Source organism: Clostridium sp. ATCC 25772 (genome assembly GCF_001573875.1).
GTDB lineage: Bacteria > Bacillota > Clostridia > Clostridiales > Clostridiaceae > Clostridium_J > Clostridium_J senegalense.
Genome location: NZ_LFRG01000002.1, coordinates 1 through 20,605, shown reverse-complemented (window position 1 = coordinate 20,605; position 20,605 = coordinate 1). Strand labels below are relative to the sequence as shown.

21 protein-coding genes, 2 tRNA genes and 1 rRNA gene are annotated in these 20,605 nt (G+C 26.2%); 6 read left to right on the top strand and 18 right to left on the bottom strand.

Translation table 11 applies throughout. The features are described from left to right. Nucleotides 1-10: 10 nt before the first annotated feature. The 3 genes from pyrB to AZI32_RS00665 form a co-directional block, all read right to left on the bottom strand. Nucleotides 11-931: an aspartate carbamoyltransferase gene (gene pyrB, locus AZI32_RS00675; RefSeq protein WP_061993996.1), complete on the bottom strand. Its 921-nt coding sequence runs from the start codon at nt 929-931 to the stop codon at nt 11-13. A gap of 771 nt (nt 932-1,702) precedes the next feature. Further along, entirely contained in the window at nt 1,703-2,356 is a 654-nt protein-coding gene (locus AZI32_RS00670) for an HD domain-containing protein (protein WP_061993995.1), read from the bottom strand. 76 nt (nt 2,357-2,432) lie between these two features. Next, on the bottom strand, nt 2,433-3,053 hold the full coding sequence (locus AZI32_RS00665) for a DUF1836 domain-containing protein (RefSeq protein ID WP_010293983.1): 621 nt from the start codon (nt 3,051-3,053) through the stop codon (nt 2,433-2,435). Between the two features lie 1,498 nt (nt 3,054-4,551). Between AZI32_RS00665 and AZI32_RS00660 the strand changes: the two genes are divergently transcribed. Then, on the top strand, nt 4,552-4,794 hold the full coding sequence (locus tag AZI32_RS00660) for an AbrB/MazE/SpoVT family DNA-binding domain-containing protein (protein ID WP_010293985.1): 243 nt from the start codon (nt 4,552-4,554) through the stop codon (nt 4,792-4,794). Between the two features lie 204 nt (nt 4,795-4,998). Here the strand turns inward: AZI32_RS00660 and AZI32_RS00655 are convergent, their stop codons facing one another. From AZI32_RS00655 to AZI32_RS00645, 3 genes are all read right to left on the bottom strand, one after another. Next, a complete protein-coding gene (locus AZI32_RS00655; RefSeq protein WP_061993994.1) occupies nt 4,999-6,186 on the bottom strand; it encodes a C40 family peptidase in 1,188 nt (395 codons plus the stop codon). 173 nt (nt 6,187-6,359) lie between these two features. Continuing rightward, the gene (rsmI, locus tag AZI32_RS00650; RefSeq protein WP_061993993.1) at nt 6,360-7,202 is read right to left on the bottom strand and encodes a 16S rRNA (cytidine(1402)-2'-O)-methyltransferase; all 843 of its coding nucleotides are present in this window, start codon (nt 7,200-7,202) and stop codon (nt 6,360-6,362) included. A 24-nt stretch (nt 7,203-7,226) separates the two neighbouring features. Next, complete coding sequence (locus tag AZI32_RS00645; protein ID WP_061993992.1) at nt 7,227-7,970, bottom strand: tRNA1(Val) (adenine(37)-N6)-methyltransferase; 744 nt, start codon at nt 7,968-7,970, stop codon at nt 7,227-7,229. A 419-nt stretch (nt 7,971-8,389) separates the two neighbouring features. Here AZI32_RS00645 and AZI32_RS00640 point away from each other — a divergent pair, with 419 nt between their 5' ends. The 3 genes from AZI32_RS00640 (at nt 8,390) to AZI32_RS00630 (ending at nt 10,191) form a co-directional block, all read left to right on the top strand. Next, complete coding sequence (locus tag AZI32_RS00640) at nt 8,390-8,764, top strand: CidA/LrgA family protein (protein WP_061994094.1); 375 nt, start codon at nt 8,390-8,392, stop codon at nt 8,762-8,764. Nucleotides 8,765-8,768: 4 nt separating this feature from the next. Continuing rightward, a complete protein-coding gene (locus AZI32_RS00635) occupies nt 8,769-9,470 on the top strand; it encodes an LrgB family protein (protein WP_061993991.1) in 702 nt (233 codons plus the stop codon). Between the two features lie 61 nt (nt 9,471-9,531). After that, complete coding sequence (locus AZI32_RS00630; protein WP_061993990.1) at nt 9,532-10,191, top strand: PIN domain-containing protein; 660 nt, start codon at nt 9,532-9,534, stop codon at nt 10,189-10,191. 31 nt (nt 10,192-10,222) lie between these two features. Here AZI32_RS00630 and AZI32_RS00625 read toward each other — a convergent pair whose 3' ends face one another. Beyond that, nucleotides 10,223-10,891: a LysM peptidoglycan-binding domain-containing protein gene (locus AZI32_RS00625; RefSeq protein WP_061993989.1), complete on the bottom strand. Its 669-nt coding sequence runs from the start codon at nt 10,889-10,891 to the stop codon at nt 10,223-10,225. Nucleotides 10,892-11,036: 145 nt separating this feature from the next. Continuing rightward, nucleotides 11,037-11,288 (bottom strand): YkuS family protein, encoded by a 252-nt coding sequence (locus AZI32_RS00620; protein ID WP_061993988.1) that lies wholly within the window; start codon nt 11,286-11,288, stop codon nt 11,037-11,039. A 191-nt stretch (nt 11,289-11,479) separates the two neighbouring features. Here AZI32_RS00620 and AZI32_RS00615 point away from each other — a divergent pair, with 191 nt between their 5' ends. After that, entirely contained in the window at nt 11,480-12,772 is a 1,293-nt protein-coding gene (locus AZI32_RS00615) for an NCS2 family permease (protein ID WP_061993987.1), read from the top strand. 32 nt (nt 12,773-12,804) lie between these two features. On the opposite strand, the gene AZI32_RS00610 is transcribed toward AZI32_RS00615, so the two are convergent. The 6 genes from AZI32_RS00610 to AZI32_RS00585 form a co-directional block, all read right to left on the bottom strand. Continuing rightward, nucleotides 12,805-13,719, bottom strand: a complete 915-nt coding sequence (locus AZI32_RS00610; protein WP_061993986.1) for a stage 0 sporulation family protein — start codon at nt 13,717-13,719, stop codon at nt 12,805-12,807. Between the two features lies 1 nt (nt 13,720). Continuing rightward, nucleotides 13,721-14,659, bottom strand: coding sequence for a DNA polymerase III subunit delta' (locus tag AZI32_RS00605; RefSeq protein ID WP_082761089.1), 939 nt, complete (start codon nt 14,657-14,659; stop codon nt 13,721-13,723). Between the two features lie 127 nt (nt 14,660-14,786). After that, nucleotides 14,787-15,116, bottom strand: a complete 330-nt coding sequence (locus tag AZI32_RS00600) for a cyclic-di-AMP receptor (RefSeq protein ID WP_010294002.1) — start codon at nt 15,114-15,116, stop codon at nt 14,787-14,789. Between the two features lie 173 nt (nt 15,117-15,289). Further along, nucleotides 15,290-15,910 (bottom strand): dTMP kinase, encoded by a 621-nt coding sequence (gene tmk, locus AZI32_RS00595; protein WP_061993985.1) that lies wholly within the window; start codon nt 15,908-15,910, stop codon nt 15,290-15,292. Nucleotides 15,911-15,926: 16 nt separating this feature from the next. Further along, a complete protein-coding gene (locus AZI32_RS00590; protein ID WP_061993984.1) occupies nt 15,927-17,345 on the bottom strand; it encodes an aminotransferase class I/II-fold pyridoxal phosphate-dependent enzyme in 1,419 nt (472 codons plus the stop codon). A gap of 54 nt (nt 17,346-17,399) precedes the next feature. After that, nucleotides 17,400-17,579 (bottom strand): sigma factor G inhibitor Gin, encoded by a 180-nt coding sequence (locus tag AZI32_RS00585; protein ID WP_061993983.1) that lies wholly within the window; start codon nt 17,577-17,579, stop codon nt 17,400-17,402. 213 nt (nt 17,580-17,792) lie between these two features. Between AZI32_RS00585 and AZI32_RS00580 the strand changes: the two genes are divergently transcribed. After that, nucleotides 17,793-18,932 (top strand): hypothetical protein, encoded by a 1,140-nt coding sequence (locus AZI32_RS00580; protein WP_061993982.1) that lies wholly within the window; start codon nt 17,793-17,795, stop codon nt 18,930-18,932. Between the two features lie 13 nt (nt 18,933-18,945). Here the strand turns inward: AZI32_RS00580 and AZI32_RS00575 are convergent, their stop codons facing one another. The 4 genes from AZI32_RS00575 to rrf form a co-directional block, all read right to left on the bottom strand. Then, a complete protein-coding gene (locus AZI32_RS00575; protein ID WP_061993981.1) occupies nt 18,946-19,491 on the bottom strand; it encodes a hypothetical protein in 546 nt (181 codons plus the stop codon). A gap of 600 nt (nt 19,492-20,091) precedes the next feature. Further along, nucleotides 20,092-20,165 (bottom strand) — tRNA-Cys (locus tag AZI32_RS00570). 6 nt (nt 20,166-20,171) lie between these two features. Then, nucleotides 20,172-20,247, bottom strand: a tRNA-Phe gene (locus tag AZI32_RS00565). A 6-nt stretch (nt 20,248-20,253) separates the two neighbouring features. Further along, nucleotides 20,254-20,371: ribosomal RNA gene (rrf, locus tag AZI32_RS00560) — 5S ribosomal RNA — on the bottom strand. Nucleotides 20,372-20,605 lie beyond the last annotated feature (234 nt).

Here is a 20,605-nt window from a genome sequence, read left to right as displayed (position 1 = left end):
CATCTTTTAATTATGCTAATCCTAAAAGTTTGCATATTAAAGCCATTCTTACAAACATACCGTATTTGGCCTGTTTAAAATAAATCGCTCTTGGATCATCATCAACTTCATATGCTATCTCATTCACTCTTGGTAATGGATGAAGTACTATCATATTTTCTTTTGCTAACTTCATTTTTTCATTACATAATATATAAGAATCTTTTAGCCTTACATAATCTTCTTCATTAAAAAATCTTTCCTTTTGTACTCTTGTCATATAAAGAATATCTAACTCGCCTATTACTTCTTCCATTTTTTCTACTTGTTTAAATTCTATATTCTTTTCTTTTAAAATTCTTATTATATATTCTGGTACATTTAATTCCTGTGGGGATATTAATATAAATTTGTTTCCTTCATATCTTGATAATGCTTTTATTAGTGAGTGAACTGTTCTTCCAAATTTTAAATCTCCACAACATCCTATAGTTAAGTTCTTTAATCTTCCCTTAACTCTTCTTATGGTTAATAAATCTGTAAGTGTTTGTGTTGGATGTTGATGTCCACCATCACCAGCATTAACAACTGGTATATGTGAACTTTCTGATGCCACTAATGCTGCTCCTTCTTTTGGGTGTCTCATAACAGCAATGTCTGCATAACAAGAAACAGTTCTTATAGTATCTGAAATGCTTTCGCCCTTTGCAACTGAGCTTGAGTTTGCTTCTGAAAAACCTATAACATTACCACCTAATCTAAGCATAGCTGCTTCGAAACTAAACCTTGTTCTTGTACTTGGTTCAAAGAATAATGTTGCAAGTATTTTTCCATCACACATTTTTGCATATTGAGTAGGATTTTTTATTATTTCATCTGCTAATAAAAATATTTGTTCTAATTCTTCTAATGTGAAATCCATTGGTTCTATTAAATTTCTTCCTTTTAACATATAAAACAGCTCCTTTTTACCTCACTGGGTTAATTTAAAGGGTATTTTTGCAATAAAAAATGCTTTCCCAAAGGAAAGCATTTTAATTACAACTATATAACTATAGCTAATTTTAGCTACACTTATATAGCTATATTATTTTCTTCCCTTTCTGATCTCTCTGGATCAAATTTAAAAGGACATAAAGTTATTATCTTTAAAATAACTATATATAACCTTTAACTAATTGTCAATATATTTTATTTAAATTTAATAACAAATATTCTTCTTTTTCTAAAATTTGTATATTTAAATATATAGATATATAGATTGAATTGTGCTATAATTAAAATACTTAAAGGAAACACTGCCAAAAATTTTATAAAGTTTTTTCTATATATTTTGGCACACTAAAAACATAACCAATATTAAAATACAAGGAGGAAAATTTCATGAAAATTTCTTTTGATGATAAAACAAAAGCTGCTTTATTAAAAAAACTTGAAAAAAATGATAGTAAATCATTTAGGTTAATGATAAAAGGCTTTGGCTGAGGTGGCCCTACATTAGGTGCTGTTCTGGATGAACAGACTGAAAATGATATAGCACAGGTTGTTGATGGAATTAACTTTATCGTCGATAATGACGAAGCCGAAATTTTTAAAGACTGTATTGTATCTTATTCAAGAACTCTTTTTGGCGAAACTTTTAAAGTTGTAGCTAAAAATATACCTCAAAGTAGTTGTTAATTTTAAAAGCTTTTGCTAAACAGCAAAAGCTTTTGTTTTATATTTAAATATATAGTTTGCATTTTATTTTTTCGTCAAATTCAGTCCAATTACCTATTTGAGTGTTAGCTTTTATTGTTTTTATTTTATTCATTATACAATCTAAATAATCTGCATGATGAACTATGTAGGATTCTTGACTATTGGGCGCTTTAGGAGACCCATATTTAACTGCTCCATGATGTTGAACAATACACCCTCTTATTCTACACTTAAAATCTTCATCATAAAATTCTGATTTTGAATTTAATGCTTCTTCTATCATAGTCATACCTATTACTATATGACCTTCCATTTCCCCACGAAGAGTTGTACTAAAGTCTTCTTTATATTCATAAATTTTACCTATGTCATGTAATTTCGCAGATAATATAGCAATTTCTTTATGACTGCAATCATACCTATAACATAAATCTCTGGTAATTTCTACAACATCTAAAGTATGTTTTGCAAGCCCACCTGAATAAACATGATGCTCTTTTCCACCAATAGATTTTTGAAAATTCATTAAAAAATTTTCATTACTAAAAAAATATTTATCTAATTCAATAATTTGTGGATTTTTAAACTCTAAATCTGATATTTTTCTTAATCTATTCATTATATCAGTAATAGATTCATTTATATTATTTTTAATAACCAATTTTTCATTATTCATAATTACAACTCCTATAAAACTTTTTTACCTTCTTTTAGTTTGTTTTATAAAAGCTGTTTTTATCCATAACTATAACTTATTCTGTATATTCATTTACAATTTTTCTAATTAGCTTTTTAATAGTACTTGCTTCTGCTACTAATGTCATTACTATTAAAAATATTATAATTCTTTCATATTCATCTTCTTTAAATTCTTTATCTTTAAAATATGAAATTAACTGTCCCTTATCTCCAAATCTATCATTTATTAATAGATTACTAAAACTATTCTTTTGCATATCAGAAAAAACTTTATATGTCTCTTCCCAAGATAATATATCATCTTCTCTATCATTAATTTCATTAAATGCAAGTCTAAATACACTTCTTATCTCTTCTGTTGTAAGTATTGGTCTCATATAACTCAAAAGTACAAGTTGTATTAAATGTAGTTTAGTATATCCCCTTTTTTTCCCATCTTCAGGCTTTGATATAACTTCACTTTTTATATAATTTTGTAATATATTATTAGTAAAATTATCATCATCAAATTGATCATTAAGATAGTCTTTAACTTGTGATAAAAACAAATCATATTGTGGTAAATCCTCATATGATATAATGCTTTTTTCTGAAACTTCTTCAGATAGTTTTGAGATTTTATCTAAAACATCTTTTACAATTGATTCGCCAATTCTTTTGTTATCATATTCCATTTTATCACCTCTATTTTGTTTACTTTCCATGTTGTAATCATATTATATGTTATAACTAAACTTATTACAAATTATTTTCAACCATTAAATATAGAACTTCCATAATTTTAAATTTAATACTACATTTTGTATTAAAATATTTTTTAATTTTTGAATGAATTTAAGTTATAACTTGTAAACTTATAATTTTAGTATTAATATTTTAATTTACTACATTTTTTTACAAATTGAATCTTAGGAAATAATTTATTTCATTATTCATTTAATGTTTAATTCATTTATCATTATTTACAGACTTATCCACTATTCTTAACAAGTTATCAACAAAATATGTTGATAACTTTTCTAATATCTAAGCCATTATCTAAGACTTTGCAAAATGCATGTGGAAAAAGTTGCTTTTTAATCCACATTATCCACAATATGCCTGTGTATAAGTTGTTATTTTTTTGTGGAAATAATTGAAATTCCTCCGTCAATTTATTGTATAAATTGTCTTTTCTATATATTATCCATCCATTATACTTCATATTGTGATATAAATTTTGATTTTGTCGAATAAACTAAATACATTCTATAACTTTTTATAGGATTCCAGGTTGACTTTTAAAATTTATCTTTTTAATATCCATTCTTATCTATATATTATAAATTTTTATATGCTTAAAGATTAAAATACAATTGAAAGTAATTTAAATCATAGAATACATTTAAAATAAAGCTTTCTGAAATTCTAATTTATATATATTCACTTAAAGTAACTTTTATAATCTTATTATATATATTGTAATAATTATAAAATTGTATTTAGTATTTACATATTAATTTATTTTAATAAAAGCCGATTAATTTATTATTGATTAAAATATTTTCATATAAAACATAGTTTTGAATTCTAAGTTATTAAGAGCATGTCTCACTATTTTGTATATCCAAGTTTTGAAATGGATAATTTTAGAAATCAACTTGGAACCCTATAAATATATTCAAATTTCAAATAATTATTATTAATTTTTGTATATTTATTTTTATAAAATAATTTACTTTAAATTCCTATAATTTAAATTAATTTTTATATAATATTTTTATTTTTTATTTTTTATAAATTTTTATTTTTTTTAAGGATTTTGTTGTTTTCTTAATCTTATTTTTTCTCTATTATTCTTTTATTTTCGACATTTTTCTTGCAAATATACATCTTATTACATTTGTTTTTATTTTTTACATTTATTTATTCTTTACTTTCAATTAGAATTAATAATAAACTCTTTAAATGCCTATATATCAATGTTTTTTTACTAGTTCAAATATTTATATTTTTCATTTGAAAGCATATTGACATTTGTATAATATGGTAGTATATTAACTATAGATGGAATTTAGTAGAAATTTTGTAACTTTATAATAATATGTTATCGACATTCTCTGCTAAATATACATAGATTTTTCAATATATATGATTTTTTTGTCGAATATTTACGTTGGGAGGAACTTAATTATGAAATCAACTGGAGTTGTAAGAAGAGTAGATGAACTTGGAAGAATTGTTATACCTGTGGAATTAAGAAGAACTTTAAACATAGGTGAAAAAGATGCATTAGAGATATACGTAGATGGTGAGCAAATAATATTAAAAAAATATGAGCCTGCTTGTATTTTCTGTGGAGATGCTAGAGACGTTATAAACTATAAATCTAAAAACATTTGTAAAAACTGCTTAAATGCGTTAAAATCAGAATAATAATAAAAAGCACTAGAGTTTCTAGTGCTTTTTATTATTTACATATTATTAACAAATTAATTTGCATTTTGTAATCTTTTCTTAACTTTATTCTTATTATTAAATAGTACAATTTAATTAAGCAAATATACCAAATCCTTTAATATAATAAATAAGAGTCACTAATAAAATGACTCTTATTTATACAATCTACATTCTATAAAATTATAATATTCTTCTTGCTGTATAATATCCATAGAATGAAGATGAATATTTTACAACATCACCTGTTTGCGGAGCATGTATGTATTGTCCGTTACCTGCATATATAGCTACATGATCTATTCCGCCACCACCATCATATTCAAAGAATATTAAATCGCCTGGTTGTAAGTTATCTCTTGAAACCTCTACACCTTGACCTACCTGTGTATCTGTAGTTCTTGTTATATCTATACCAAAATGAGCATAAACATATTGTGTAAGTCCAGAACAATCAAATCCATCTGGAGTAGTTCCACCCCAAACATAAGGAACTCCTAAAAAGTTTGAAGCATATGCTACAATATCCTTTCCTATAGGATTAGATGCTGGTGGTATAGTTTGTCCACCACCATTGTTAGAACCTCCACCATTATTAGAGCTTCCACCATTGTTTGATGATCCACCATTATTTCCTGAACCTTGAGAAGATGTTTCTCCTCCTCTTGATACTCTTTGTTGTTCTTGTTCTTGTGCTAAAGCTAACTCATATGCTTCCTTATCTGATTTTAACTTTTCTAATTCAGCAGATGCTTTATCTTGCTCTTTTTTTGCGGCTTGAGATTTTTCATTATAAGCAGTCTTTTGAGTTTCTAACTCTTTCATTTTTTGGTCATTTTCTGATTTTAATGCAACTAATTCTTGTTGTTTAGCTTCTAATGTATCTTTTTCTTTTTGTAATGCATTTTTCTTAGAAGTTAACTCTGTCATTAGTTCTTTATCATAATTTATTATTTGCTTTATATTCTCAAGTCTAGAAACTAATTCTGAAAATCCATTTGAGTCTAAAAGAACTTCTACATACGTATCCATTCCATTCATGTACATAGATCTCATTCTTTCTCTAAATAGATCCTCTTCTTCAGTCATATTTTTTTCTGTTTTTTCAACACTAGCAGCTGTATCTTTTATTGTTTTCTCTGTTTTTTCTATTTTGCTATTAGTTTCGTCTATATTCACCATTAAGTTTGATATTTCGTTATCTAGTTTTTGAATTTGTCCATTTATTTGGTCTAACTTTTCTTGAGCGCTTTTATATTCATTAGCTTTAGCATTTATTTCACTATCACTTGGTGCTGCCATAGCTATGCTACTCATGCTTGATGTTGCAATGACCATTGCTGTAGCTATTGCTACTATCTTTCTATTCAAATCAAGATCCCTCCCCTATAAAATTTCTTTTTAATTATACCATTAAACCTATCAATAACTCAACATTTCTCAATCTTTTTGTTTTGTTTTGTTACAAAAACTTTACTTTTTCTTCATCGTTATGGTATAATAAACCATTTAATCCAATAAAAAATATACTGTTTTGTAATTTTTTATATATCTATGGAGTGTTTGTAAACTTCTGACTTGTTTAATTTTCTATCTTTTGCTACTTGTTTTATAGAATCTTTTTTACTCAAGCCTTCCTTTATATATGATTTTATATGTTCCTCAATAGATAATTCTTCCCACTTAGACATTTGTTCTTTTTCTATGTCTTCCTTGCTTTTTCCTTCTACCACTAAAACATATTCACCTCTTGGAGAATTTTCATTATAAAATTTAATAGCCTCTTCTAATGGTAATCTTATTATTTCCTCATATAACTTAGTAAGCTCTCTACATATAGATATTTTTCTATTTCCTAAATGCTCACACAAAAATTCTAAAGTACTTAATAATCTATGAGGTGCTTCATAAAATATTAAACTTTCTGTTCTATCTTTTAAATCCTCTATTATAGGCTTTCTCTCCTTGTTTTCTCTTGGTAAAAAACCTCTAAATAAAAATTTAGTAGTATCTAGTCCTGAATATACTAAAGCTGTTGTTATAGCTGTTGCTCCTGGCAAAACTTCAAAACTCAAATTTTCATCTATACACTTTTTCACTATAACTTCTCCTGGATCTGATATTCCCGGAGTTCCTGCATCACTTATTATAGCTACATTTTTACCTTCTTTTAGCATATCTATTATAGTTTCACTTTTCCCATTTTCATTATGCTTATGATAACTTATTAAAGATTTTTTTATTCCAAAGTAATTAAGTAGTTTTAAGCTTTGTCTTGTATCTTCACAAGCTATTATGTCTGCATTTTTCAATGTATCTACAGCTCTAAATGTCATATCTTTTAAATTTCCTATGGGAGTAGGAACTAAATATAATTTTCCACTCATCTTTATCACCCTTTGCTTTTTTAATTAAATACTATCACTATTGTACATCTTTATAATTTCATCACTATATGTTCCATCAGCATTATGAACATTCAACGGATCATCCCACTTTAAAAAAGCTCCTCCATCTCTTTGTCCTTCTACTAATACAATATTAGGAGCTTTATTAGGTACAGGATGTACCATTCTTACTCTTTTAGGTTCAATTTTATGTTTTCTCATAACTGTAAATATATCAGCCAATCTATCTGGTCTATGTACCATGAAAAATCTGCCATTGTCCTTTAATAAAATTCTAGCAGCTACTATAACATCTTCTAGATTACAACAAACCTCATGTCTTGCTATAGCTAATCTATCAGTAGGGTTTACAATGCCTGAATTAAATAATTTATAAGGGGGATTAACTGTAACTACATCTGCTTTTTCTATTTTTTTAAGCATATTTATATTTGTTAAATCACCTTCTAAAAATTTAACTTTATCATTTAAGTTATTTAGATTAGATGTTCTGTTTGCCATATCAACAAACTCTTTTTGAATCTCTATTCCTAATATATTTTTACATTCTGTTTTACCAGATATTATAAAAGGTATTATTCCAGTTCCTGTACACAAATCTATGACTCTATGATTCCTCTTAACTTTTGAAAAATTTGCTAACATAACTGCATCTACACCAAATCTAAAGCCTTCTTTTTTTTGTATAACTTTTATTCCCTTTAACTGCAAATCATCTAAAGTTTCATCACTTTTTATAATATCCATACTTAAGCCTCATTTCTAATTTGAATTAGTCATTATATACTTTTGTATTATGTATACATACAACATATCATATTTTAATAAAATATGCTTTTTAGTCAATATCTATTTTAATATTAAAATAGATATTGTAACATTAAATCTATTAATTTATAAAATAATATTAATAAATTTAAATTTAATTTTAAATTTATCTTTGAAATTTTAAAATTAAAATGTTTACATATCATTTATTCGCATAATTAGTCTAAATTCCTCTTTAAAGTTTCAATACATTCGTTTTTTCTAAATTAAACTACATTATTTCTATAATATTATAAATTACTTCTCTTATTTCCATTAGTATATTATTTAAAAATGTAATAGAATATACATGGTATTGTATTTTTACTGTATATATTACGGAAGAGAGCGTGATAAATTTGAAAATTTTAAAACAATTAGCAATTATATTTTTTATTACATTTTTAGGTGAAGCTGTTAGTAGATTACTTCATTTACCTATACCTGGTAATGTAATAGGTATGCTTCTTTTACTAGTTGCACTACTAACCAATATTTTAAAAACGGAAGCTATTGAAGAAGTTTCTAATTATCTTTTAAATAACTTGGCATTTTTCTTTGTGCCTGCAAGTATTGGAATACTAGGTTGTTTAGATATATTAAAAGGCAGTGTTATAAAAATTTTATTAGTATGTATTATATCTACCAGTTTAGTTCTTATTGTTACTGCTTACACAGTTCAACTACTTACAAAAGTATTAGAAAAGAAGAGTATTATTAAGGAGGAACAATAATATAATGAAGGAACTATTATCAACACCAATTTTTGTTATGTTTTTAACACTATCTACATACATATTTGCACAATACATACAAAGAAAGACTAAGTTAGTTTTATTAAACCCATTATTGATATCTATGATTATTATAATGGCTGTACTAATAATCTTTAAGATTCCTCTTGAAGATTATCAAAATGGTACAAGCATGATAACATTTTTCCTAACGCCATCAACTATAATTTTAGCAGTTCCTTTATATAAAAAGATAGAACTATTAAAGAAACATGCACTTCCAATATTTATTGGAATAACTGTAGGAACTTTTGTTGGAATGATTTCTATAATTTTATTATGCAAAGTTTTTGGAATAAGTGGAAATATAGCATTATCATTAATACCTAAATCAGTTACTACACCTATTGGTGTTGAAGTTTCAAAACAACTTGGAGGCATACCTGCTATAACAATATCAGCTATAATAATTACTGGTATAATTGGCGCTATATTATCTCCTGTTATTTGTAATATTTGCAAGATAAAACATAGCGTTGCTATAGGCCTTGGTATTGGAACATCTGCACATGCCCTTGGAACAAGTAAGGCACTAGAAATGGGTGAAGTTGAAGGCGCCATGAGCGGACTTTCTATTGGAATTGCAGGACTAATAACAGTGCTTCTTAGTCCTATTATACTAAAAATATTTAACTTAATTATGTAATAAGTTAACACTTAAGTTAATATGAATAAAATATACTATATAATTAGTGAAGGTATATTTTATGGAAATGATTTTATATCCTTTTAAAGGTGTGGTCTTTGATGAAAGCACCTCTATACTTTTGGATGCCTCATTTTTACTAAGTTTAGTATATGATGATGATCCAAAACACTCAGAGTGTATAGAGGTTCTAAGAAAAATTATGTTAGGCAAAAGTATCCTTTATATAACTTCAATAATTTCTTGTGAGGTTTTAAATCAGATTATGTATAAAGTATTTATGATAGATGTGCAATATAAAATAACAAAGGCTACTCCATTTAATACTCCAAATAATATTAAATGTATTATATCTACTTTTAATAAATATGATAGAAAATCATTAAAAGAAAAACGGACTTCTAAAGTTGTGGATATACCCTATAAAAAATATTTTGATAACTTATCTAAAAATGCTTTGAGGAAAAATTTGCTTAACATATATTATAAAACAGCTGTTAATATGCATACGCAATTAGAACATACATTAAAATTTAATTATCTAGATATTAATGATATTTGCATGATTAAAACAAAAGAATTGATGATGACTCATAATATTGCAGTTAATGATGCTACCATATTAGCAGCTGCCGAATGTTACAACATTAATTTTCTTTTAACTTTAGATAGTGATTTTCTATATGCAGATACAGCATCTGTACAAATATTAAAAATTTAGCCTTACTATTATTAATAGTAAGGCTCTTTTTTTATTTAGATGGTATTTCAAGTACGTCTCCTACTTTTATAGCATTTTCATCTTTTATGTTATTATGTTCTTTTATTTCTTTTACAGCTTCTTTTACAGCTACATTCGGCATTTTTTCTTGAGCTATACTATAAAGACTATCACCTTTTTTTATTTTATATTCCATTCCTGTTACATCTTTATTATCGCTATTTTGTTTAGTTGTACTTTGACTTTCTAAAGCTATTTCATAAGGTATAACTATTTGTTGTCCTGAAATTACACTAGTACTATTCTTTAAATCATTTCTTTTTACAATAGTATCAATTACTTCTTTAGTGTCAAAACTTGGCATATATGCTGAAGCTATACTATATAAAGTATCATTCTTCTTAATTGTATATACCCCTTCTTTAACTTCTTCTATTTTACTTGTATTTTTCTCCTGTTTTTTGTTTTCTTTTTGTTCTTCATTTGCTTTGGAATTATTCTTGTTTTCTAAGTTATTTTTATTTTTTTCATTTTCTCTTTGTAAATTTTCTTTTGATTGCTTTTCTTCCATTTTTACATTTTTGGATTCATTAATAACTATTTCTTTTTCACTTTTACCTATAAAATTTACAGTTACTAATACTCCTACTAAAACAACTAAGCATGTTGTTGTTGCTATTAACCCCTTTTTTAATTTCATATCTATTACACCTCTCTAAATTATAAATTCTATTTAAATAATTAACAAAAATATTTTTTTTATACACTTTTACCATATTTTTATTTATTTTATTCTAAAATATAAATAAAAAACACCTAGAATAAGTCTAAGTGTTCTTGTTTTCTTAATTATTATCTAATTGATTTTTTATTTCTTGTGGTGTCATTCCATCTGCATTAATCATTTGTGCCTTAACTTCAGTATCTTCTATACCCATAAAGTTTTCATTTTCACCAGTAACTATTACAGCGTCAAATTTGTTTAAAAATTTAGATGTATTTTCCTTAGTTCCATCAAATTCTCTAACTGTATAACCTTCTTGATTTAAAAAACTTTTTACTGGATTTAAACCCTTTTGTACAGCTACTTTCTTCATTTTTACCACTCCTTTATACTTTAATCTTTTTATATTATTCTCTGAGTGTATATAATATATTCAAGTTCAATTTATAATATTAAATTTATAATTACATTAAAAATTATAAATTTAAAGTTATTTTGTGATATAATTTTAATGCATCTTTAATAGATGTGGGTGGGCGAGGGAAAATAAAACGAGGTCGTAAAATGAACAATTTATTTAAACTTAAAGAGCATAATGTAAGTTTTAAAGGCGAACTTACAGCAGGCGTAACCTCTTTTTTTGCTGCAGTATATATAATCATAGTTAATGCTAGTATATTAAGTGATACTGGCATGCCACTTGAAGGGCTAATAATAGCTACTGCTTTGTCTTCACTTATCGGAACATTGCTTGTAGCTTTCATAAGTAATGCCCCATTGTTAATAATGCCTGGTATGGGTATTAATGCACTATTCACTTATACAATTGTTAAATCTATGGGCTTATCCTTTAATGAAGCATTAGGAGCAGTAGTTATTTCTGGAATAATTTTTTCCATTATAGCTTTTACAAAGCTATCAACTATAATTGCTGATGCAATACCTCAATCATTAAAAGAAGCTATTTCTGTTGGAATTGGATTATTTATTACTTTTATAGGCCTTCAAAAAAGCGGACTTATTGTAGGTAATGAAACAACTTTAATTGCATTAGGAGACCTTACTTCACCTTCAGTTTTAGCATTTTTAATAATTTTTGTATTAACTCTTTATTTATTTTCAAGGGATGTTCCCGGAGGATTTTTAATAAGCATTATAGTTGGTACTTTAATATGTATTGGCTTTAAAGTTGTTGATTTAAGTGGATTATCTTTTACAGGGATAGATTTAGGAAGTTATAAACAAATATTTTTTAATATGAGTTTTGCTAAAATATCTGATTCTTCATTTTGGATTGCAGTATTCTCATTAACTCTTGTTTTAGTCTTTGAAAATATTGGACTTTTACATGGTCAAATTAATGGAATGTTGAAAGCAGATTATAAATTTAAACCAGCATTAAAAGCTACTTCTATTTCAACTATAGTTTGTGGTATATTCGGTACTAGTCCCTCTGTATCAACAGTTGAAGGTGCAGCTGGAATTGCTGCTGGTGGAAAAACTGGATTATCTTCTGTAATAGCTGGCTTATTATTTTTACTATCTTTACTATTCATACCATTTATAAAAATAATACCAGATGCAGCAATATCACCAATACTTATAATTATTGGTGCTTTAATGATGAAAAACATAGAAAATATTAATTTTAACAATTTTACAGAAGGGTTACCTGCATTTTTAATTATCGCCTTAATACCTTTAACTTATAGTATAGTTGATGGTATCGCCTTTGGATTTATTACCTATCCTTTAATGAAGCTCTTTAAAAAGGAACATAAAGACGTTTCTATGCCGATGTATATAATTTCATTAGCATTTTTAGCTTATTTTATACTTCATTATTCAAGTATTTAAAATAAAAACAGGTGTATAACTACACCTGTTTTTTAATCTTCTTTAATTAATTCTTTTATCATATCATGCTCATGATCTTCTATTTCAGCCTCTAGCTCTTTTATGTCAACTTCATTAATAATATCTTCATAACTACCTTTAACTAAAGTTATATTCTCTATTTTAAAATCTCTTAATTCATCATCTGAACCATCAACTTTAATTTTAACTCTAACGCTTTCTTTAACTACGCTGTTGCTTGTAACTTCACCTTCACCATCTACTGTGCTTACGATTGATCCTACTTTAGGTAACTTCTTTCTAGTTTCCTCATAAGTTTTTTGCTCATAGTTTAAACAACACATTAATCTACCGCATATTCCAGAGATTTTTGTAGGATTTAATGATAAATTTTGTTCCTTAGCCATTTTTATTGACACAGGTACAAAATCTCCTAAAAATGTTGAGCAACAAAGCGGTCTGCCACATGGCCCTAAACCACCTTTCATCTTCGCTTCATCTCGTACCCCTATTTGTCTTAACTCTATTCTTGTTCTAAATACTGAAGCTAAATCTTTTACTAACTCTCTAAAATCAACTCTTCCATCTGCAGTAAAATAAAATATAACTTTATTATTATCAAATGTATATTCTACATCTATAAGTTTCATATCTAATGCATGTTTTTCTATTTTTTCCATGCATACACTAAAAGCTTCTTCTTCTTTTTCTTTGTTTTCTTTATTTTTTAAAATGTCTTCTTCTGTAGCCTTTCTTATAACATCTTTAAGTGGAGAAACTATTTTTTTCTCACAGATTTGTCTTCTACCTATGACACATTCACCAAACTCTACACCTCTCGCTGTTTCCACAACTACAAAATCACTACATTTTATATCTAACTCACCGGGATTAAAATAATATATTTTCCCAGCTTTTTTAAATCTAACACCTATTACAGTAACCATATTACACCTCCTGCAACTTTAATAACATAACATTAAATGCTAAAGCGCTATTTACATTTTTATCTAAATTAACCCTCGTAGCATTTATTATACTAATAATATCATTTAATTGTTTAAAAGAAAACATGCTTGCGCACATCTTTATTTCCTCGAATTTATCCTTATTTATTATAAGGTCTTTATTTCCAATTTCCTTATATATTATTGCATCTCTTAAAAAACTTATCATAATATCAACTATATATTCAAATTTTTTTGCATTATTTATAAAAAACTCTTCTAAAGTAAATGTATCTTCTATATTTAAATCACCTAATGTATTTACTATGTTTATAGCCTTATCTCTTATTTCGTTAAATTCATCATCATTTAAAAGCATATCCACTCTTCCCGGTATACCTCTACTAAATTCTAAAAGAAAGTTTTCATTTTCATCCTTTAAACCTGAATAATAATTTTGTAAATACTGTAACAATTCTTTATCTTTTAATGGTATAAATTTATGTATTTGACAACGAGACTTTATGGTTTCTAAAATATTATTTAATTCTTCACATAATATTATTATAAATATATTTTTAGGCGGTTCTTCAATAGTTTTAAGCAATGCATTTTGTGCTTGAATGGTCATTTTATCACCATTATGAATTATCACCACTTTTTTATCTGACTCATAGGGCTTTTTATTTATTTCTTCAATCAATCCTCTTATTTCATTAACGCCTATAGATAATCTTCCAGCTTTTAATTTAAATTCAACTATATCTACGTAATCTCTGTTTTCATTTTTGCCAATTAGTTTAATTGCTATATTTTTAGCTACTATACTTTTTCCTATACCATCTTCGCCCCAAAATATATGAGCATGAGAAATAGTTTTTAAATTTATTGCATTATAAAAACTACTTATTATATCTTCATGTCCTATTATATCTTTCATACTAATTCCTCCTAAAATAAATGTGCAGTAAAATTTTATTTTACTGCACATATTAATTTAAGTTGTTTAAAAGAAAATTATCTTGTTAAACATATATTATATTTCAACCAATAATTATTTTTACATTTTAAACCCTTAAAAATTTATCTACATCTACCACAAATATAGTTGCTCCTCCAATATCTACCTCTATTGGATATGGTACATATACCCCTGTAGATCCTGCTACTGGTGAAGGTGATGATACTATTTGCTTTCTTATTTTACATATATCTTCTATTATTGATAATACCAAATTTACTTTTTCATCATCTACACCACACATTAATGTAGTGTTACCTGCTTTCAAAAAACCACCTGTGGTTGCTAGTTTAGTTACTCTTAATCCATTTTCTGTCATAACATCAATAAGGTCTGGTGCATCATCGTCTTGAACTATTGCGATTACTAGTTTCATAACAATCTCCCCTTTGTTTAGACTTTATAAAAACATCCACTTTACTGTTATATGAATAAATACAATATAGATTTATATAGAAATTTTTATAGTCTATTAATTTGTGTTTTCCATTTTATTCTAGTTATTATAATTTTATCATACCTTCCAAATAAATTTATAATTTTAAATAATTATTTAAGAAAACTTTCTATTTCATTAACAATTTTATTATGCACATAATCTAGAGTATTATTTCCATCTATAGTAACTATGTTATTCAATTCTTTAGCTAATTGTTGATATCCATTATAAACTTTTTTATGAAAATCACTACCGCAATTTTCTAGTCTATCTAGCTTTCTTTGTGAACATTTTCGCTCTAAACCTTTTTCATATTCTACATTTATCATTAATGTTAAATCCGCTTTAACACCATTTAAGGCTATATCATTTATACACTGTACTTCTTTTACCCCTATGCCTCTTGCAATTCCTTGATAAACAATTGAAGAATATACAAATCTATCACATAAAACAATTGTCCCATCTTCTAGTGCTGGTTTTATTACTTCTTCTATAAGTTGTGCTCTAGATGCTGCATAAAGTAATGCCTCACATACACTACTCATTTCTGCATTGTTATTATCTAATATTATATTCCTTATGTTTTCACTTATTTTGGTTCCTCCAGGTTCTCTTGTAACTAAGACCTTATATCCTTTGTTTTCTAAATAATTAGAAAGCATTTTTATTTGTGTACTTTTTCCACTTCCATCTGGACCTTCTAATGCTATTAATAATCCTTTTTTCATATATTCCTCCAGTTTACTATTCCTCTATAATAACTATATTATTGTTTTCTAAACCTAATATAGTAACTTTATTATCTATATAATACTGTAATATGTCTAAAGATTTTTCATCTATTATCTCTCCTGGCATAACTAGGGGTATTCCTGGAGGATATGGCACTACAGCTTCTTTACATATTTTATTTTGACACTTTTTATAATTCTTAAGAACTTGTTTTTTATGTAAAACTTCATAGGGATATAATTTAGTATTCGGTATATGGCATTCTAAAGCCTTTATATTTTTTTCCTTTAATATAGTTACATCGCAATTCTTTAATTCATTATATAGTTTTTTGAAATCTTCTTCTGTATTAAATGGAGAAAATATAGCAACTACATTTCTACAATCGCTTAATTCACACTGAACACCATTTTCTCTTAAATAATTTAATAGCTTATGCCCACTATATCCTTTATCTACATTTATTATAAACCTTGTATTATCTAAAGTTAGTCCTTTATCTAAATCTTTCTCTGAAATTATATGAAATATACTTAATTTATTTATTTCTTTAGCATATTTATCACATAAATTTAATAATTCATTATAAAAATTTTCTCCATATTCTTGAAGAAAAAATCTTCCATATTCCATAGATGCCATCAATATATATGAGGGACTTGTACTTAAAAATGCTGAAACGTAAAAATCTACAACATTTAAATCTACACCTTCATTTACATGTAAAAATGCTGTCTGTGTTAAACTTGGTATAGTCTTATGAGAGCTCTCAACTACCATATCACAACCTAATTCTAACGCATCCTTAGGCAGTCTATTGTTTGCTTTAAAATGCGCCCCATGTGCAGAATCTACAATTACTTTCATTCCATGTAATTTAGCTTTATTAACTATTGACTTTAAGTCGTAGCATATACCATAATAATTAGGATATGTAAGAATTACACCCTTTGCATCCTGATTCTGTTCTATTGTTTTATAAAGATTATCTATATCTATTGATAACGGAGCATCATATATATCACTTATATTATTTTTTATATATATAGGTTTTAATTTTCTCATTATTATTCCGTTATATATAGATCTATGGCAATTTCTTTCAACAATTACCTTGTCCCCTTCTTGGAAAGATGAGAATATCATAGCTAGATTACCACTTGTACTTCCATTTACTAAAAAATATGATTTTTTACTTTCATAAAATTTAGACAAGAGTTCTAATGATTCTTTTATTATATCCTCTGGACTGTGTAAATTATCAACTCCATCAACCTCTGTTATATCAAATTTTATTAAATTATTTAAAAATAATAATCCCTCATTAGTAATTTTATACCCTCTTCCACATTTATGACCAGGCATTGATAAAGGTACATTGTTTTCATTTATATATTTTAAAATACCATCTATTAATGGTGTACTTGTCATTGATACTCACCTCTATTAGTTCTTTGCTTATCATATAATAAACTTATTTTTATATTATAATATATTTTTTACATATCCTTTAACCAATTTTTTTCTAATACATTTGTTATAAAACAAATAAAAATCTGTATTCAAGTCTGTATTTATAATTTTTTTTTCACACTCTATACATATTTTTCTTCCGTAAACTATTATACCATCATTTGACTTGTTACATATTATACAATTACACATTTTATCCTCTCCATATTAGCCTTATATGCTAAGTAATACTTTAATAAACTTATTTATCCTTATTAATTATTGACTTGAATATAGGTATATATACAAGCTAATATAACTACATATAAAATGGCCTCCTATTTAATACTTTATATTATTAATGGGTATAATAATAATTGCTTATATATAATTTAAAATTTTAAATAATTGGAAGGAGATTTTCTTGTGAAGCAAAATGTTATAAGTTATTTATCAACTATAAAAAATGAAATTCTTTCAATAAATAGTTTTTTATATAATAATCCTGAAAAACCATTTCATGAATACAATTCTTGCAAGTATCTAATTAATATTTTAAGAAAACATGATTTTAATATAACTGAAAACTTTTTAGATATTAATACTGCTTTTAAAGCTACTTATGGACAGGGATATCCTAAAATATGCTATATATGCAAATATAGTGCCCATGAAACTTTAGGTCATATCTATGGAAATAACTCAAATGCAGCTATTTCTATTGGTGCTGGTATTGCTTTAAAAGAGATATTAAATAAAATGAATGGAACTATAATTATAATAGGCTGTCCTGGACTATACTCAAATGGTAGTGAAATAAAAATGACTCACGAAAATGTATTTGAAGATGCTGATTTGATAATTGCACCACATGTAGATAACACAAATTCAGAAAGTGGAACTTCAATGGCTTCTATACCTTTAAAAATCGACTATACTTTAAATAAGACAGACAATAGATCTTTAGAGTTTTCATTGTTTAATTTGCAAAGCTTAAATCAAATAGTTAAAAGTTCTTGTGATAAATGTTATATAGATAAGTTAAATATAGATATAAATAATAAAATTCAAGATAAACTAATTAACGAAACTTTTAAATTTCATTTAAAATCTCCTTGCATTAAAGAGGCGGAAACCATTGAACATAAAATAAGATCTTATTTTACTAGTCTAGAATCTATGTTGGATATAAAATATAACGTATGTTTATATGAATTACCGTGCAAACAACTAATTTCTAATACTGTTTTATCTAGAATTTTTTCTCACAATTTAAAAGAATGTGGAATAATAAATATAGATGAGCCTAAAACTATGGAATATTCTTTAGGTATTGGAACTATAAGTCATACAACACCTACTATATACCCATCTATATCTATAACTGATGACACAAGTATTCATTGTCCTTCAACTGAGTTTAAAGATTCCACTTTATTAGAATTATCATGCAAGCGAATTTTATTAGCTGCTCAATGCATTGCAATAACTTCAATAGATTTCTTAGAAAGAGAAGATTTATTAAAAGAAATCACTGTTAACCACTATAATAATATAAAAAAATAAAAATGAATAGCTTTTAGCTATTCATTTTTATTAACACATTATGAAATCTATTTATTGTTTCCTCATTATAAATTTCATGTTTTTCTCTAATAATATTTATTCTACTTATTAATTTTTTACTAGGTTCAAAATAAAATTTATTTATTTTCCCATTAAATTTATAACTGCAACAATATCTACTTTTTAAACCTAATAAACAACAAGTATACTTATTTCCACTTAATAAACAAAATAATTTGTTACCTTGTATTTTACTAATATTTTCAATATCTTTTATTTTTATATCTGCTACTAAAACTTGTAAATCTCCAACTACTTTATGAATTATTAATTGATCAGCTATTATAGAATATTTATATCTTGTATTACATTTATAAAATTCTAATCCACAACAAGTTGTCATTAATGCTAAAAAGAATATATTACAAAATGCTCTTACACTTTCAATCTTGTTGTTTATAAAATCCGACAAGAGTATAAATATTATCATCAATAAAAATAAAAATAATAGCGCTGGAAGTTTTTTTCTATATATAGTTTCCTTATACATAGTCCCCATCTCCAAACCCTCCTAAATACATATTATAAATTAATTACATGTCTGCCCTAAGTATTATACTAAGCTTTTAATAAATAATCTACTCAATTTTAAACCATTTAAAGTTGTTTAAAACTAAAAAACTGCATTCAATTCAAATTAACATAGTCTTTCCCAATATAACTCTCAATCTCTCTAAATTCATGTCTTTTTTATCAACTTAACAGTAACTTAACCTTAATTTAATATAGTTGAAATTCATATTGAATTTAAAAATATTGAACTTTTTTACTTTTTCATAATACTTAGCATATAAAAAATATAATATTTTTTTAATTTATTTGACAACCGCTATATTATGTATAAGTTTTCAAAACAAAATTAGTTTTAATTTTGCTATTATATAGAGAAACAAGCTCCAATTTAAATTTATTCAATAACTTTAAATTATTTTCACACAAGATGCAGTGTTGAATTTTAAGTGATTCGGAGCATGTCTCACTATTTTAGATATTCAAGTTTTGGAATGGATAATTTTAAAAGTCAACTTGGAACCCTATATAATAAATATTATTTTTTACAAAATAAAAAAGCTTATATCTTAAAGATATAAGCTTTTTTTGGAGGCGCCACCCAGATTTGAACTGGGGGTAAAGGCTTTGCAGGCCTCTGCCTTACCACTTGGCCATGGCGCCATTAACTGGTGGCTCGAGCAGGAATCGAACCAGCGACACGAGGATTTTCAGTCCTCTGCTCTACCGACTGAGCTATCGAGCCTTACTTACCTGGCAACAACCTACCCTCCCACACAGTCACCCGTGCAGTACTCTCGGCGTCTAGAGGCTTAACTTGCCTGTTCGGAATGGAAAGGAGTGTTACCCTCTAAACCATCATCACCAGATTTTAATTTAATATAAGCGGCGTATTTCGTCGTTAACTTCAGTCGTTACGATACTCACTTATGTACTCATAAGCTCTGTTTCTCACTTCTTTGTTGCCTAGAACTACTTGCTTTTATTAACTTAAATATTAATATTTTTATATTAAATTTTTCAGAGTTGTTCTCTGAAAATTGCACAGTGATTATATTAGGTCAAGCCCTCGACTTATTAGTATGAGTCAGCTGAACATGTTA

Coding starts and splice junctions, on each gene's coding strand:
- pyrB (WP_061993996.1), bottom strand. CDS start 931: ATGTTAAAAGGAAGAAATTTAATAGAACCAATGGATTTCACATTAGAA.
- AZI32_RS00670 (WP_061993995.1), bottom strand. CDS start 2,356: ATGAATAATGAAAAATTGGTTATTAAAAATAATATAAATGAATCTATT.
- AZI32_RS00665 (WP_010293983.1), bottom strand. CDS start 3,053: ATGGAATATGATAACAAAAGAATTGGCGAATCAATTGTAAAAGATGTT.
- AZI32_RS00660 (WP_010293985.1), top strand. CDS start 4,552: ATGAAATCAACTGGAGTTGTAAGAAGAGTAGATGAACTTGGAAGAATT.
- rsmI (WP_061993993.1), bottom strand. CDS start 7,202: ATGAGTGGAAAATTATATTTAGTTCCTACTCCCATAGGAAATTTAAAA.
- AZI32_RS00645 (WP_061993992.1), bottom strand. CDS start 7,970: ATGGATATTATAAAAAGTGATGAAACTTTAGATGATTTGCAGTTAAAG.
- AZI32_RS00635 (WP_061993991.1), top strand. CDS start 8,769: ATGAAGGAACTATTATCAACACCAATTTTTGTTATGTTTTTAACACTA.
- AZI32_RS00630 (WP_061993990.1), top strand. CDS start 9,532: ATGGAAATGATTTTATATCCTTTTAAAGGTGTGGTCTTTGATGAAAGC.
- AZI32_RS00625 (WP_061993989.1), bottom strand. CDS start 10,891: ATGAAATTAAAAAAGGGGTTAATAGCAACAACAACATGCTTAGTTGTT.
- AZI32_RS00620 (WP_061993988.1), bottom strand. CDS start 11,288: ATGAAGAAAGTAGCTGTACAAAAGGGTTTAAATCCAGTAAAAAGTTTT.
- AZI32_RS00615 (WP_061993987.1), top strand. CDS start 11,480: ATGAACAATTTATTTAAACTTAAAGAGCATAATGTAAGTTTTAAAGGC.
- AZI32_RS00610 (WP_061993986.1), bottom strand. CDS start 13,719: ATGGTTACTGTAATAGGTGTTAGATTTAAAAAAGCTGGGAAAATATAT.
- AZI32_RS00605 (WP_082761089.1), bottom strand. CDS start 14,659: ATGAAAGATATAATAGGACATGAAGATATAATAAGTAGTTTTTATAAT.
- AZI32_RS00600 (WP_010294002.1), bottom strand. CDS start 15,116: ATGAAACTAGTAATCGCAATAGTTCAAGACGATGATGCACCAGACCTT.
- tmk (WP_061993985.1), bottom strand. CDS start 15,910: ATGAAAAAAGGATTATTAATAGCATTAGAAGGTCCAGATGGAAGTGGA.
- AZI32_RS00590 (WP_061993984.1), bottom strand. CDS start 17,345: ATGACAAGTACACCATTAATAGATGGTATTTTAAAATATATAAATGAA.
- AZI32_RS00585 (WP_061993983.1), bottom strand. CDS start 17,579: ATGTGTAATTGTATAATATGTAACAAGTCAAATGATGGTATAATAGTT.
- AZI32_RS00575 (WP_061993981.1), bottom strand. CDS start 19,491: ATGGGGACTATGTATAAGGAAACTATATATAGAAAAAAACTTCCAGCG.